The sequence below is a fragment of the Limnovirga soli genome (assembly GCF_013106755.1).
GTDB classification, from domain to species: Bacteria; Bacteroidota; Bacteroidia; order Chitinophagales; family Chitinophagaceae; genus Limnovirga; species Limnovirga soli.
On the sequence record NZ_WHPF01000003.1, the window covers coordinates 128,156 to 141,895 of the forward strand.

General features: G+C 38.3%; 12 protein-coding genes. 4 read left to right on the top strand and 8 right to left on the bottom strand.

Annotation, left to right across the window (positions count from 1 at the left end; translation table 11 throughout):
• Positions 1–53: 53 nt before the first annotated feature.
• The 3 genes from rplJ to rplK are packed head-to-tail and all read right to left on the bottom strand — an operon-like array spanning position 54 to position 1,773.
• Positions 54–572, bottom strand: a complete 519-nt coding sequence (gene rplJ, locus GD597_RS04445; protein WP_171606619.1) for a 50S ribosomal protein L10 — start codon at positions 570–572, stop codon at positions 54–56.
• A 37-nt stretch (positions 573–609) separates the two neighbouring features.
• Positions 610–1,305 carry a 50S ribosomal protein L1 gene (gene rplA / locus GD597_RS04450; protein WP_171606620.1) on the bottom strand — a complete coding sequence of 232 codons (696 nt, stop codon included), beginning with the start codon at positions 1,303–1,305 and terminating at the stop codon, positions 610–612.
• A gap of 24 nt (positions 1,306–1,329) precedes the next feature.
• Positions 1,330–1,773, bottom strand: coding sequence for a 50S ribosomal protein L11 (gene rplK, locus GD597_RS04455; RefSeq protein WP_171606621.1), 444 nt, complete (start codon positions 1,771–1,773; stop codon positions 1,330–1,332).
• A gap of 224 nt (positions 1,774–1,997) precedes the next feature.
• Here rplK and GD597_RS04460 point away from each other — a divergent pair, with 224 nt between their 5' ends.
• Positions 1,998–3,236, top strand: a complete 1,239-nt coding sequence (locus GD597_RS04460; protein WP_171606622.1) for a hypothetical protein — start codon at positions 1,998–2,000, stop codon at positions 3,234–3,236.
• Positions 3,237–3,420: 184 nt separating this feature from the next.
• On the opposite strand, the gene GD597_RS04465 is transcribed toward GD597_RS04460, so the two are convergent.
• Both GD597_RS04465 and GD597_RS04470 read right to left on the bottom strand, forming a co-directional pair.
• The gene (locus GD597_RS04465) at positions 3,421–4,383 is read right to left on the bottom strand and encodes an electron transfer flavoprotein subunit alpha/FixB family protein (protein ID WP_171606623.1); all 963 of its coding nucleotides are present in this window, start codon (positions 4,381–4,383) and stop codon (positions 3,421–3,423) included.
• Between the two features lie 152 nt (positions 4,384–4,535).
• Positions 4,536–5,279, bottom strand: a complete 744-nt coding sequence (locus tag GD597_RS04470) for an electron transfer flavoprotein subunit beta/FixA family protein (protein WP_171606624.1) — start codon at positions 5,277–5,279, stop codon at positions 4,536–4,538.
• Positions 5,280–5,669: 390 nt separating this feature from the next.
• On the opposite strand from GD597_RS04470, the gene GD597_RS04475 reads away from it, so the two are divergent.
• The gene (locus GD597_RS04475; protein ID WP_171606625.1) at positions 5,670–6,680 is read left to right on the top strand and encodes an alpha/beta hydrolase; all 1,011 of its coding nucleotides are present in this window, start codon (positions 5,670–5,672) and stop codon (positions 6,678–6,680) included.
• Positions 6,681–6,976: 296 nt separating this feature from the next.
• Here the strand turns inward: GD597_RS04475 and GD597_RS04480 are convergent, their stop codons facing one another.
• Positions 6,977–9,019: a M13 family metallopeptidase gene (locus GD597_RS04480; protein WP_171606626.1), complete on the bottom strand. Its 2,043-nt coding sequence runs from the start codon at positions 9,017–9,019 to the stop codon at positions 6,977–6,979.
• 231 nt (positions 9,020–9,250) lie between these two features.
• Here GD597_RS04480 and GD597_RS04485 point away from each other — a divergent pair, with 231 nt between their 5' ends.
• The gene (locus GD597_RS04485; RefSeq protein ID WP_171606627.1) at positions 9,251–10,213 is read left to right on the top strand and encodes an ABC transporter ATP-binding protein; all 963 of its coding nucleotides are present in this window, start codon (positions 9,251–9,253) and stop codon (positions 10,211–10,213) included.
• A gap of 10 nt (positions 10,214–10,223) precedes the next feature.
• Here the strand turns inward: GD597_RS04485 and GD597_RS04490 are convergent, their stop codons facing one another.
• Positions 10,224–11,048: a ThuA domain-containing protein gene (locus GD597_RS04490; RefSeq protein ID WP_171606628.1), complete on the bottom strand. Its 825-nt coding sequence runs from the start codon at positions 11,046–11,048 to the stop codon at positions 10,224–10,226.
• Between the two features lie 288 nt (positions 11,049–11,336).
• Here GD597_RS04490 and GD597_RS04495 point away from each other — a divergent pair, with 288 nt between their 5' ends.
• Entirely contained in the window at positions 11,337–12,440 is a 1,104-nt protein-coding gene (locus GD597_RS04495) for an SGNH/GDSL hydrolase family protein (protein ID WP_171606629.1), read from the top strand.
• A gap of 32 nt (positions 12,441–12,472) precedes the next feature.
• Here GD597_RS04495 and GD597_RS04500 read toward each other — a convergent pair whose 3' ends face one another.
• On the bottom strand, positions 12,473–13,621 hold the full coding sequence (locus GD597_RS04500) for a hypothetical protein (protein ID WP_171606630.1): 1,149 nt from the start codon (positions 13,619–13,621) through the stop codon (positions 12,473–12,475).
• Positions 13,622–13,740: the final 119 nt, after the last annotated feature.

Here is a 13,740-nt window from a genome sequence, read left to right on the forward strand (position 1 = left end):
TGCCTTTATTTACCCTCGGGCCTGGGATATGTTAAGTTGTATAACTTAATAAATTATTCAGCTGGAGTAGTGGCTTCAGCCTGTTTTTCGTGGTGGTGCAATAAAGCAGCCAATACACGTTTTGCAGGTGATTGCAATAATCCAATAACTTCTCCAATCAATTCATTCTTAGTTTTGATTTGGGTAAGTGATTTCAGGTTATTATCGCCTGTGTAAACATCTCCGTTAATAAAAGCTGCTTTTAATTCTGGCTTTTCTCCGTTTAATGATTTACGGAAAGAAGTAAGAATCATTGCTGGCTCTTTTGGATTATCAGAAAACAATAATGCAGTTACATTATTTAATGAATCGTATACACCGCTGTATTTTTCAGCATCGATAGATTCCAGTGCTTTACGAATTAAAGTGTTTTTGGCCACTTTCATTTCTACTTCTTTATCGAAGCAGGCACGGCGTAATTTACCAATCTGGGCAACTGTTAAAGATTCAGTATTGGTAACATAGAAATTTGAGTATTGTGAGAATTTCCCTTTGAGAACTTCTATTACTTCGTTTTTTTGTTCTTTGGTCATGACATTACTTTTTATTAACCGGTAGCAAACCTGTTAATTAGTTAATTAATGATTTTGTTTCAATTACAATACCAGGACTCATTGTGCTGGCCATACTAACACCTTTCAAATAAGTACCTTTAGCTGCTGATGGTTTTAACTTAAGTAAGGCATTAATAAGTTCGTGGCTGTTCTCAGCAATTTTTTCTGGTGAGAAAGATACACGACCGATAGAAGCATGAACAATACCAGTTTTGTCAACTTTAAAAGCAATTTTACCACCTTTAACCTCATTAACAGCCTCTGCTACATTATTTGTAACTGTACCTGTTTTTGGGTTTGGCATTAAGTTTCTTGGACCAAGAATTTTACCCAGTTTACCAATTTTAGGCATTACAGAAGGAGTTGCAACAATTACATCAACATCAGTCCAGCCACCTTCAATTTTGGCAATAAATTCATCCAGACCTATATAATCAGCACCTGCAGCTTTGGCATCGGCTTCTTTATCTGGTGTACAAAGTACAAGTACACGTTTTGTTTTACCAGTACCATGAGGTAGGGTAACAGTACCACGAACCTGTTGATCTGCTTTTTTAGGATCTACACCCAAACGGATATGAAGATCTACAGATGCATCAAATTTGGTAGTATTAATATCTTTAACAAGGTTTGACGCTTCTTTTAAAGTATAAATTTTGTTTTTATCTATTTTAGCGTCAGCTATTTTTCTTTTTTTGGTAAGTTTTGACATTGCAAAAATGTTTTAAGGAGTTAATTAATTTTCCCATGGAGCTTTACCTTCAACAGTAATACCTATACTGCGGGCAGTACCGGCAACCATTTTCATAGCACTTTCCAATGTAAAGCAGTTTAGATCAGGCATTTTGTCTTTTGCAATTTCTTCAATGCTAGACCAGGATACCTTACCTACTTTTGCACGATTACTTTCCTTAGAACCTTTTTGAATTTTTGCTGCTTCCATTATTTGAACAGCGGCAGGTGCGGTTTTAATTACAAATTCGAATGATTTGTCGGAGTAAACTGTGATTAAAACAGGAACAACTTTTCCCATTTTATCCTGAGTTCTTGCATTAAACTGTTTGCAAAACTCCATAATGTTCACACCTTTACTACCCAAGGCTGGGCCAACCGGAGGTGCAGGATTGGCTTGACCGCCTTTTACCTGCAGCTTTACGAAACCTGAGATTTCTTTAGCCATTGTATTATATTTTATTGGTGATAGCGTTCTGTTTTACCAGAACTCCCAAATGCATCCTGTTTTAACAGGAATATTATCAAAAGAACTTTTGGGGTTGCAAAAGTAGTAAAATATTTCAAAAAAAATCTTTCTTTTTAAGTTTCCTGAAATCCCCCCTGTTTTTACCGGTATATTTTACTATATCATATAAAAGAAGGAAATTTCATAACCAAAACTGCCTTTATATGAAAAAATTACTAATACTGCTTTTTCTGATTGCTACTTGTTTTAATGGCTTTAGCCAGGATTCTGCAAAGATTGCCAACCTGCAGCTTAAAATTGATTCCCTTGTTCAGCGGCTTAACGAAAAAAACTATACAAGGGTACCCAATAGCCAGTTTGATAAAGAACTTAATACAAAAGTACGCGACGAGGTAAATAATTGGTTTTCGGGTAATTTATTATTAGGGGGCGGTATTTTGGCCGCCCTGGTTACCGTGGTACTCACATTTGGGAAAAAATACATTACCAAGGAGTTAAATGCCCAGTTACAAGGCTATGTAAATGATAAAACCCAGGATTTTATCAACCGCTTTAACGAACATAAAAACGCAGTACGCGATGATTTTAAAGAGTTGAAACAAACCATGTACCTTAAAATCGAAGAGGCTCAGGCTGATATGAAAAAATACCGGGAAGGATCTGTTGAGCTTTTTGATAAATATAAAACAGATACAGCCGAATCATTTGAAGCCTTTGTGGATGATAAATTGGCCAAAACAGAACAAAAAATTGAAGGTTTGCAAAACGAACTTAACGAAACTGTGGCGCCCTTATTTAACCAGTCGGTTGATATGATTTTGCAAAAAGCAAATACCAAAAGTCCTAAAAACGAGAAAGACGAGAATTTGGTAAAATACCTGGAAAAGCTATTTAAAAAAGGAAAACTACCCAGTGAAAAAAGTGCTTCCGAAGCCATTGACGCTATTATTAAATACTATTATTATCAGTTAAATACTGATAAAATGACCCAGCTTATTAACGAATATGGCGAAACCTACAGTTTAACTGATACCACCTACGCCAATGCAGGACTGGCATTCCTTGATAAATATGAATCTAAAAACCAACCTGAATTCAGGGATACCTGTCTTAAATATTGTGATGAAGCCATTAAAAAATCTTTCGACTATGGTATTGTGTATACTGTAAAATTATTTGTATATGCCATAGATTATATAAGGGCCTATGCAGATGAAGACAAAGCTGTAGCGCTTAAAAACATTCAGCAACTATTTCATACTGTTAAGTTTATAAAATCAGATTATATCGCCAAAGAAATGATAGATCGCTTTGAAATTTCAAAAAATTCTTACTTACAACAGGCCGCCCTATTTATAGAAACCCATTTCTCTAATGAGTTGCAACTGCTTAGGGAAAGGGCAAATCCAACAAAACAACCAGAGGTGCCACCACAGGCATAAAGACTACAATATCTACAGCCGTATAATTAGCCCGGCAATATATCCAGTGGCAGCTTTACTTGCGTCGCACTCTTGTACGGCAACAAGCAATGCAACAAATGTGAAAAATAGTAAACAATTGCAATTAGGTGCATAAAAAAAACCTGCTTTGTAAAGCAGGTTTTTTTATGCATCGCAGTGCTAATTAGGCATTGTGCATTTTTTTAATTTCTTCGGTAAGTTTTGGTACAATCTCAAAAGCATCACCTACAATACCATAGTCAGCTGCTTTAAAAAACGGTGCCTCGGCATCTTTATTTATAACTACAATAGTTTTACTGCGGTTTACTCCGGCTAAATGCTGAATAGCACCAGATATACCAATGGCAATATATAGATTGGGTGCAATTTGCACACCTGTTTGCCCAACATGTTCATGATGCGGTCTCCAATGGCTATCTGCAACAGGGCGGCTACAAGCGGTAGCTGCATGCAGGGTTTTAGCCAGTTCTTCAACCATTCCCCAGTTTTCGGGTCCTTTTAAACCACGGCCCGCACTTACCACAATATCTGCCTCGGTAAGGGGAACATCACCACTTACTTTATCAACAGCAGTAATTTTAATGGATGCTGGCAGCGGGGTTAAATTTAATTCCTGTACGGTTGCAATACCCTGGCCTACTGTTACTTTATAACTATTTGGGCTTAATGAAATTACTTTTATGGCCGTATTAATATTTACATTGGCAAATGCTTTGCCGCTAAATACCGCTTTTTTTACTACAAAACCATTGCTGGTATCGGGTAAGGCAATAGCGCCTGCAACCAATCCTGCTTTTAAAGCAGCCGAAATACCCGGCGCCAGGGCTTTTCCAGTTTGGTTATGTGCTAATACTATAATAGTTGCGCCGGTTGCATTTACCGCTTCAGTAATTGCTTTTAGATATACCTGCACATCTAACTGGTTAAACGCGGTGTTGCCAGCCTGATGTACTTTGGTAACCCCATATTTTCCCAATGTGGCCAAATCGTCTGTTACTGTGCCTAGCAGCAGCGCTTCTGCTGCCATGCCATTTTGTTGGGCAATATCTGCACCATAAGTAAGTGCTTCAAAACTTGCTTTTTTTATATGGCCATCTGCATGATCGATTAGAATTAGAACTGACATATGAATTTTTTATGTTGTAGGAATGGTGTTATTTTTTATTGCCTTTGTATTTTTTGTTGCCTATGGTTATGTTGTACAAGTGTGCGACGCAAGTAAAGCCAAATAGTAATTTGTTTGCCTGGCCACTTATATTCAGTTACCCATAGAACGGGTTATATGGCTTTTGCTTCTTCGTGCAGCAGCCTTACCAATTCTGCCACATTATCTGCCGCAACCAGTTTTACACCTGCTTTTGCAACAGGCAATTCAAAACTAACTATGCTGGTGAGTGCTTCGGCTGCAACCGGCTCTACCACTTTTAATGGTTTGGTGCGGGCTGCCATAATACCACGCATATTTGGAATTCGCTGTTCGGCCATTCCTTTTTGGCAACTTATTACAGCAGGCAATGATAGCTCGCAGGTTTCTTCGCCACCTTCAATTTCGCGGATGATAGTGGCGGTATTTTCATTAAGCGCAAATGAAGCTGCCAACGAAATATATGGTTTATTTACCAGCGCTGCTACCATACCACCTATAGAGGAACCATTATAATCGATAGTTTCTTTACCGGTAAAAATAATATCGTAGTTGCCGGCCTGGGCAATGGCTGCAATTTGAGAGGCAATAAAATAGCTGTCTGTGCTGTCGCTATTGATTCGAATGGCCTCATCCCCACCTAAAGCAAGCGCTTTACGAATGATCGGCTCACAATCTGCACTACCAACGGTAATAAGATGTATGGTGGCGGCAGGATCTTTTTCTTTTAATTCTATTGCTTTTACAAGGGCATACCATTCGTCGTAAGGATTTATTATCCATTGAACGCCGGTTTCATCAAATTTGGTGTTGCCGTCTTTAAATACAATTTTAGAGGTAGTATCTGGTGTTTTGCTGATGCATACTAGTATTCTCATGACAAGTAATTTGGAAATTGAGAAGTGTTTAATAGTTGTTTATGCAACTAATTGCAAATATAATATGTAAAATGCTGTGGCAAAAACATTGAAGTGAAATAATTGATAATTTTTGTTGGACTTAGTCCACCTGCTATTTTTAATACTTTTATATTAATTGCCTTATACCAAACCCCAGATGAAAATAATGTTAGCTAGATTACTCGTTCTTATATAATTCAATTTTACATGTATTGTCAGGTTAACCACTCTTTTTACCTGTTTAACGCCTAATTATTTGTTTAATGGTGTTGTGGTATCTTTTTTGCCTTACTGTAATAGCCTTTAAAAAATTAAAGTGGTTTAAACATTTCTTAAAATTATTAGTCAACCCTTCAATATATTGCAAAAATGAAAACTAAGATCTGGCATTTAATACTGTTTGGCTTTATAACAATAACACTGGCTTTTAGCAGTTGCTCAAAAAGTCCAACATCAGCAATTGTTACGCCAACAAATCCGGGATCAGGCGATTTTTTAGATAATGTAATATACGGACAAAACATTAACTACCAGGGTAAAAATGAAAGCTTAAGCATGGATATTTATTTCCCTACAAATATGGTGGCTGGTAAAAAATATCCTTTGGCAATTACGATACATGGTGGCGGTTATATATCTGGTACCAAAGAAAGTGCCGGCTTAAAATGCCAGATTTTAGCCGATTCTGGTTTTGTGGCTGCTACTATAGATTATAGAGTAGGCTGGAATGCAAGCTCACAGGCATGTATAGGAGATATGACTTCCCTGAAGGAAGCTACATACCGCGCCAATCAGGATATTAATGCTGCACTGCGTTTTTTGGTATCCAAAGCAACGGAGTATAGTATAGATACCAGCTGGATTTTTGTATCGGGTGGCAGTGCAGGAGCATGTATAGCCTTAAGCTGTGCATATAATACAGATGCCTTCGAAAAACGCACACATCCCGATATTGTAGCAAAACTGGGCGGATTAAATAATGCCACCAATAGGTTAACCAATCCATTTACCATTAAAGGCATTTGCAGTATTGCCGGAGCTATTGAAGATTCTACCCTAATAACACGTTCAAGTGCTTGCCCAACCATATTCTTCCAGGGTGGGGCAGATGATGTAATTCCTTTAGATCAGGGCTATTATTTGGGATGTACTAATTTCCTGTATATCTATGGTACGCTTTGCCAGTACAGGCAATTAGCTACTTATGGAAAATCAGCAGTGGCACATATCCTACCCGGCTCGGCACATGGCAATAATGGTGATAGTGGTTACGATAATCCGTTTATGATCAGCAATACAGCCTGCTTTTTTCATTCAATAATGCGTAAAGCGCCTACACAGTATAGTATAACTTACGGTACTATTAATAGTTGCCTGTAATAATTGGGCTTTTAACTTTGATAAAGGCTTTCTTCACGGAAAGCCTTTATTGTTTTATTATTAGCCGGACTGCAGTATTATAAATTGTGCATCCGTTGCGTCGCACTCTTGTACTGTAGAATAGTACCCGGCTTTAATGGCATATACAAAATTACCTTAGGCTGCATACTGTTATGAAAGCAAAAGTGTGCGACGCAAGAAAAGCTGCATAGGCATGTACAGTTTGGTTCATACTTATCAAATAAAAAAACCCGGTATTTGTTAGTTACCGGGGCATTTCATTGTAATAAATAATTTTACCAGATACGCACCCTTGCACTATCTGCAATATACATGGCGTCGCCTTGTTTTATGTTAAAAGTGGTATAGAATTCGTCTACATCAGCAAATGGCCCGTTAACGCGGTATTTGGCCGGTGAATGCACATCTGTAAGCAAACCGCTTCTCAGCACTTCGTCTCTTTCATGGCCAAGCCAGCCCAACGCATACCCAATAAAATAGCGTTGCATGGGGTTTAACCCATTCATTAGTTCACCCTTTTTGTATTGTTCTGTTTTTTTGAATGCATCTATGCCTAACAAAATACCGCCAAGGTCGGCAATATTTTCGCCCAATGTGGCCTTGCCATTTATATGATATTGCGGTAAAGGCTCATAGGCATTAAACTGCTTCACCATTACTTCGGCCCGTTGATTAAAGGTGGTTTCATCATCTTTTGTCCACCAGCTAAGCAAATTGCCTTTTGCATCAAATTGCCTGCCTTCATCATCAAACCCATGGGTTAATTCGTGCCCAATAGTAGAAGCACCGGCATAGCCATATACAACTGCATCGTCTAACTCTTCATCCCTAAAACCGGGAACGGTGAAAATACCGGCTGGTAATACAATTTCATTATTAGATGGATTATAATAGGCATTATAGGTTTGTGGGTACATATCCCATTCATCCCTGTCTACCGGCTTGCCTAATTTATTCATTTCCCTGTTATAGCGGAAACTGTTGGCGTTTACAATATTGGCTACCCAGCTTTCTTTGCCAATGGTTAGGCCACTAAAGTCTTTCCATTTATCAGGGTATCCTACTTTCTTTTTAACTGCCGCCAGTTTAACAAAGGCCCTTTGTTTGGTGCTGTCGCTCATCCAGCTAAGATTGGCAATACGATCATGCATGGCGGTGCGAATGGCTTCTACCAAATTGCTGTATCGTTGTTTGGCCGTTTCGTTAAAATATTCTTTTACGTAAAGCTGGCCCAATAGTTCGCCCATTGCATTTTCTTCGCTGCTAATAACCCTTTTCCATCTGGGCTTACGTACAGTTGCGCCACTAAAAAGTTTACTAAAATTAAAAGAAGCAATCCCATAATTATCTGGTAAGGCAATGGCAAAATCGCTTATCAGGTTAAAGCGCAAATAGCTTTTCCAGTCCTCAATGCTTACGGTTTGCAATGTTTTATCCAATGCTTTAAAAAACTCGGGTTGACCCACAATCACTGAATCGATATTTTTAACACCAAGGGTTTGCAGGTAAGCGGTCCAATCGATTACACTGGAAATACCACTTAATGCGCTAATAGCTATTTTATTATAATTGTGATGAGGGTCACGCAGGTCTTCAATTTTACGTGAAGCTGACGCCAGATTGGTTTCCAGGGCTAAAATGTTTTTGGCCGACTGCGCTGCTTTTGCAGCATCGGTGCCCGACATGGTTAATATATTCGTGATATACTGCACATACGCTTTACGGATATTGATAGTGGCAGAATCGTTTTTGAAATAATATTCCCTTTCAGGTAAGCCAATACCACCCTGCCATAATTTAAAGGTCATTACTTCGCTGTTCATATCGTCTTGGGTAACAAAATCGGCGAATAATGTGCCTGAGCCAATTACTTTTAATTGGGCCACCGTAGATAATAATGATTTGGTATCTGTAATGGCAGCTATTTTATCCAGATAGGGTTGAAGCGGGGTAATACCGGCTTTTTCAATTTTACTACTATCCATAGCGGTAGTGAAGAAATCGCCAATCTTTTGATCCGGAGTGCCCTGTGCGCCATTTGCTTTAGCTGCATCCTCACTTATGGTGCGCAATCTTTCCAGGTTTTCTTCAATTACCAGATTGCCAATACCCCAGGAAGCCTGTTCATTGGGGATAGGATTCTTTTTAATCCATCCTCCATTGGCATACATAAAAAAATCCTGTCCGGGGTTAACGGTGGTGTCTAAATTATCAATAACAGCATCTTTTAAAGTGGTTTCTTGCGATGGATTGGTATTATTACAAGCCGAAAACATCATAAAAAATGCAGAGGCTAACACAAAATGCTTTGTATGCATACAAAAGGAATTATTTTTTTAAAAGTAGATAAAAACTAATAGCAGTCTGTAAAATTTAAATGAACGGTAATAAAAACAGTATTATAGAAATTCTACCATTATTTTAGCTAAGTGAGTTGTTTATTTAAGTTGTGATCGTGCTTTACTTGGGTTATTGTATGAATGGTTTATTTTCGGGCCGGATGAAATTGGGGCTGGTAGATTATATGGTTTTAAAATAGAAATTTTGATATGGCATTTTTGACGTTACAACATATTGGTAAGGTAAATACATTATACGATGTAAGTTTTACCCAACAAGCATTTGAGAAAATTGCCATATCTGGCGAAACTGGCTCCGGTAAATCTACATTACTTAAAATTATTGCCGGTTTTATTCAACCTGATGAAGGTGTTGTTTTTATTGATGGAGAAAGGGTAAAAGGTCCAAATGAAAAATTGCTGCCGGGGCATAAACATATTGCCTACCTCTCTCAATATTTCGAGCTGCGCAATAATTACCGGGTAGAAGAAGAGTTGGAATATACCAATGAGCTTACCGAAGAAGAGGCAATGTCCATTTTTAAAGTATGCCACATAGCACATCTATTAAAGCGAAGAACCGATCAGTTATCGGGAGGTGAAAAGCAGCGAATTTCCTTAGCAAGATTATTGATTGCAAAACCCAAATTATTATTGCTGGATGAGCCATTTTCTAATCTGGATATGATGCACAAGCACATTATAAAATCTGTTATCCATGCCATAAGTGAACAATTGGGTATTAGTTGTATTCTGGTATCGCATGATGCTGCGGATGTGCTTTCCTGGGCTGATACTATAATGGTTATAAAAGATGGGAAAATATTGCAAACCGGTACTCCCAAACAAATATACAGGCAACCAATAAATGAATATTGTGCCGGATTATTTGGGTTATATACACTTATTCCCCCGGATAAAGCCAAGCATTTATTAGTTTCCTCAAACAGCAACATCCTAAGCCATTCGACAATTATAAGACCAGAGCAGTTTGCTATTGTGCCCGAAGCCCAAAATGCCATATCCGGCACTATAGAAAAAGTGCTTTTTTATGGTAGTTTTATGATACTTGATGTTATGGCAGAAGGTATGCTATTACATATCTATGCAACAAACCAAAATTATATAGTAGGAGACAAAGTTTTTGTTGCTATTAACGAAGACATTTTTTAAGTAAGCACTTCTATGGTGTATTTGCATGTTTGCCCAGCCAAAGCACTGTATTAATAATAAATTTATTTTGTAATTCATTGGCAAACTGAAACGATAATTCTTTGTTGGTGCCATGCTCATAATCAATATCGTTATGGCCCATATTTACATACACCATATTGTATTTTTTGTTAGTCCAGGCTACAGGGTAATAGCCGCTATGCCATATCTCATAAGGCTTTGGGCCCGTACCCAATGGAAAGCTGGATGAATCAATTGAAAGTAGAATATTTATATCAGGGTTTGTGCGAATATCTTTTTCCCAACTATACCATTCATTGGGCGATGAGGAAAATGTAGCAGGTAAATGCCGGGTAAATGGTGATTTTTTATTTTCAACCTGTAGTATTGCCGATGTTGGCCGCCAGGTATTACCCTTGTATTGACCAGCGCCAATAAATTCGTTGTGATACCAATCCCAGTTTTGCGGATAATCTGATGGGGTTAAAGCAAATCCTGCAAAATGAAATCCAATCCATCCGCCGCCGTTGCGCATATAGGTTTCAAAAGCCTGTCGCTGGTTTTGTGTTTCTGGTCTAGTATCTAAAAATAAAACCAGCTGGTACTGAGCCAGAAAATCTGTATTTAAATTATTCCAGTTATTGGTAGAATCGTATACAAAATGATATTGTAGGGCCATTTTACTAAACCACGTATTTGCTTCGTGAACAAAACTTATATGGGCCTGATCCTGCTGGGCGGTATAAAAACCAATTACTTTAAAAATGGCTTTTTTTTGTGCCTGTACATGGTGTATCATACACAGTAAAATCAATATGGTCAGGCATTTTTTCATCTTTTGTATAATTTAATTATTTGTTTTTTTCGCACATGAAGGTACTTATTTGCGCAGGCAAAAAAGTACCTGTTTATTTATTGACCAGGCAATATTTCATTATGCAACTTAACTTGCGTCGCACTCTTGTGCGTTCTAAACAACGGGCAGCAGTATATTGCGTTGGTTTTTAAAAACTGCTGCCATTTAACCGGAACCCTGAACCGAGCGTGGCAAGTAAAGCTTCAATTATGATTGTACAGATGGCTACATAATTTTACCTAACATTGTACCATAAAATAAGCTGATATGAGAATTGTTTTTACCCTATGGATTGCATTATTATTTTGTGCTTGTTCTAGCAGTCGCATGCATGTATTTACCGCAAGTAATAAACAGGTAAGCTATATGGGGCGCACCTTACAGGATGCCAATGGTAATGTTGAATTAATAAGCTCCGCAGCTATTGCAGGGTTTGAGTTTAAAGGCGATTCATGTATCATACAATTAAGTAATCTGGCAGGCGAAGGCGATTATAATTATGCTGCAATAGAACTGGACAACCAATATAAGGGCCGCTTAAAAGTTAGCAGCAAATTACCCGAAAGCTTTGTGATAAAGGCAGATAAAAATCGGGACTGGCATGTATTGCGAATATATAAAGCAACTGAGGCTCAAAATGGGGTTGTGGTTGTAAATAGGGTTGAAGCACTGCAATTAAAAGCATTGCCTGCTGAAAACTTTCATATTGAATTTATTGGCAATAGTATTACCTGCGGTATGGGGAATGATACCCGGGAAATTCCTTGTGGTAATGGCAGTAAGTGGTACGATCAACACAATGCTTACTGGAGCTATGCACCACAGGTGGCTAGGGCCTTGCATGCGGGATTTATGCTGAGTGCTATTAGCGGTGCAGGTATTTACCGCAACTGGAATAGCGATGGCCCAACCGTACCGCAACAATATGAAAATGCCTATTTGAATACAACAACAAAAACCTGGCAGTTTAGCAATTTCACACCCGGCATAGTAAGCATTGCTTTGGGTACTAACGACCTAAGCGCAGGTGATGGAAAAACTGCCAGAGCCGCTTTCGACTCTGCTGTTTTTGTAAATACCTATTTGCATTTTATACATACTATTTACACGCATTATCCAACAACACAAATTGTATTGCTTACCAGCCCAATGGTAACTGGTAATAATGCAATAATGCTTACCGGCTGTTTAAAAGCTATTCAGGCAAAGGCAAATGCATTGGAAAATAATAGTGATAAACCTATTCGTGTATTTGAATTTAGCCCTGTAACTGCAACTGGCTGTTCCGGCCATCCAACCATTGCAGAGCATACCCAAATGGCTGAGCAGTTAATTCCATTTTTTACTTCGTTGCTACAGGCAAAAAAATAGCTTCAACCGGGTGAAGCTATTTTAAAATATGTTTAATATCTCCCTGGTTTAATTACAGGCCTTGTTGATGGTTTTTGAACCGGCGGTTTTACTGCGGGCCTGGTAACTGGTTTATTAACAGGTGGGGTAACGGCCGGTCTTGTAACAGGCTTATTTACTGGCGGTTTAACTACTGGCCTGGTAACTGGTTTGTTTACCGGCGGTTTTACTACAGGTCTGGTTACAGGCTTGTTCACTGCAGGTCTTGTTGAGGGCCTATTAGCTGGCGGCCTTACTGCAGGTTTTTGTGCTGATGGATTTCTTTGATAATAATATGAAGAGCCTTGTTTTCTGGTATCAGGCCTTGAATAGGTTTTTCTGTAATAACCACTTTGTCTTCTGGTGGTTACAGTAATAGAAATTGATCTTCGTGGCCTGTAATAATAATCATTCCACCAATACGAACGATGATAATGCCAGCGACGATAATGTGCATAGTAATAACTATTGTAGTGATAATGATACCCATAGTAATAATGCCAGTAAAAGGGCGTCCAGGGCCTCCAGTAAGAAGGGTAGTAATGATAATGCCATGGAGATACCCATAGTACATAGCTGGGCAAAAACATATATTGTACTACCGGCCAACCAGCCACTTCGTAAGGGGTGGTTTTTTCTGCAATTATTTTTTGCCCATCAATAATGGGGTTATTATCAGGCGCCTGGTAACCTGGGTTAGGGGTTCCGGAAACCTGGGTGCTTGTGCCGTCATCATAATCGGGTTCTATAATATAATCCTTTCCATATAACTCTTCATCCCCTGTAACCTGTATGGTTACATTACCTTTATCATCTTTGTCCACTGAAATTACAGCTACATCCTGATTTTCCTTTTCATTAATAGCTACCTGTAATACAATGGCATGGAAATTATCTTTAGCGTTATCAACAACCCTTATATAGTTTATTTTATTATCACCATCCAGGTCAAGATTGTTGATTTTATTCGCCTCGTCGTTTAGCTTTTTCTCAAATAGCTCAAGTGTTTCAGACTCCTTAAATATTTTTAAAACAGCATAAAGATTAAGATTGTCTCCCGGAAGCCCAAGGGAATCTGTGGGTGTTTCATTATTTTGGGCATTTGCTGTAATGGTAAACAGGAATAATGCAAATAATAAGGGAATAATATTTTTAAACTTCATAGATTTTATTTTGCATGGTGAAATAAATGCCATCACATATAACATTCAAAAGCCTATAAACGATGGTAAAGTTAATAGTATTGGGTAAATACTACCTATAAGATGTAATAAGGGGGAAA

Bases quoted from the DNA above. Each gene is read 5' to 3' on its own strand.
- rplA (WP_171606620.1), bottom strand. From the start codon at position 1,305: ATGTCAAAACTTACCAAAAAAAGAAAAATAGCTGACGCTAAAATAGAT.
- GD597_RS04480 (WP_171606626.1), bottom strand. From the start codon at position 9,019: ATGCATACAAAGCATTTTGTGTTAGCCTCTGCATTTTTTATGATGTTT.
- GD597_RS04465 (WP_171606623.1), bottom strand. From the start codon at position 4,383: ATGTCAGTTCTAATTCTAATCGATCATGCAGATGGCCATATAAAAAAA.
- rplJ (WP_171606619.1), bottom strand. From the start codon at position 572: ATGACCAAAGAACAAAAAAACGAAGTAATAGAAGTTCTCAAAGGGAAA.
- rplK (WP_171606621.1), bottom strand. From the start codon at position 1,773: ATGGCTAAAGAAATCTCAGGTTTCGTAAAGCTGCAGGTAAAAGGCGGT.
- GD597_RS04495 (WP_171606629.1), top strand. From the start codon at position 11,337: ATGAGAATTGTTTTTACCCTATGGATTGCATTATTATTTTGTGCTTGT.
- GD597_RS04485 (WP_171606627.1), top strand. From the start codon at position 9,251: ATGGCATTTTTGACGTTACAACATATTGGTAAGGTAAATACATTATAC.
- GD597_RS04500 (WP_171606630.1), bottom strand. From the start codon at position 13,621: ATGAAGTTTAAAAATATTATTCCCTTATTATTTGCATTATTCCTGTTT.
- GD597_RS04475 (WP_171606625.1), top strand. From the start codon at position 5,670: ATGAAAACTAAGATCTGGCATTTAATACTGTTTGGCTTTATAACAATA.
- GD597_RS04460 (WP_171606622.1), top strand. From the start codon at position 1,998: ATGAAAAAATTACTAATACTGCTTTTTCTGATTGCTACTTGTTTTAAT.
- GD597_RS04490 (WP_171606628.1), bottom strand. From the start codon at position 11,048: ATGAAAAAATGCCTGACCATATTGATTTTACTGTGTATGATACACCAT.
- GD597_RS04470 (WP_171606624.1), bottom strand. From the start codon at position 5,279: ATGAGAATACTAGTATGCATCAGCAAAACACCAGATACTACCTCTAAA.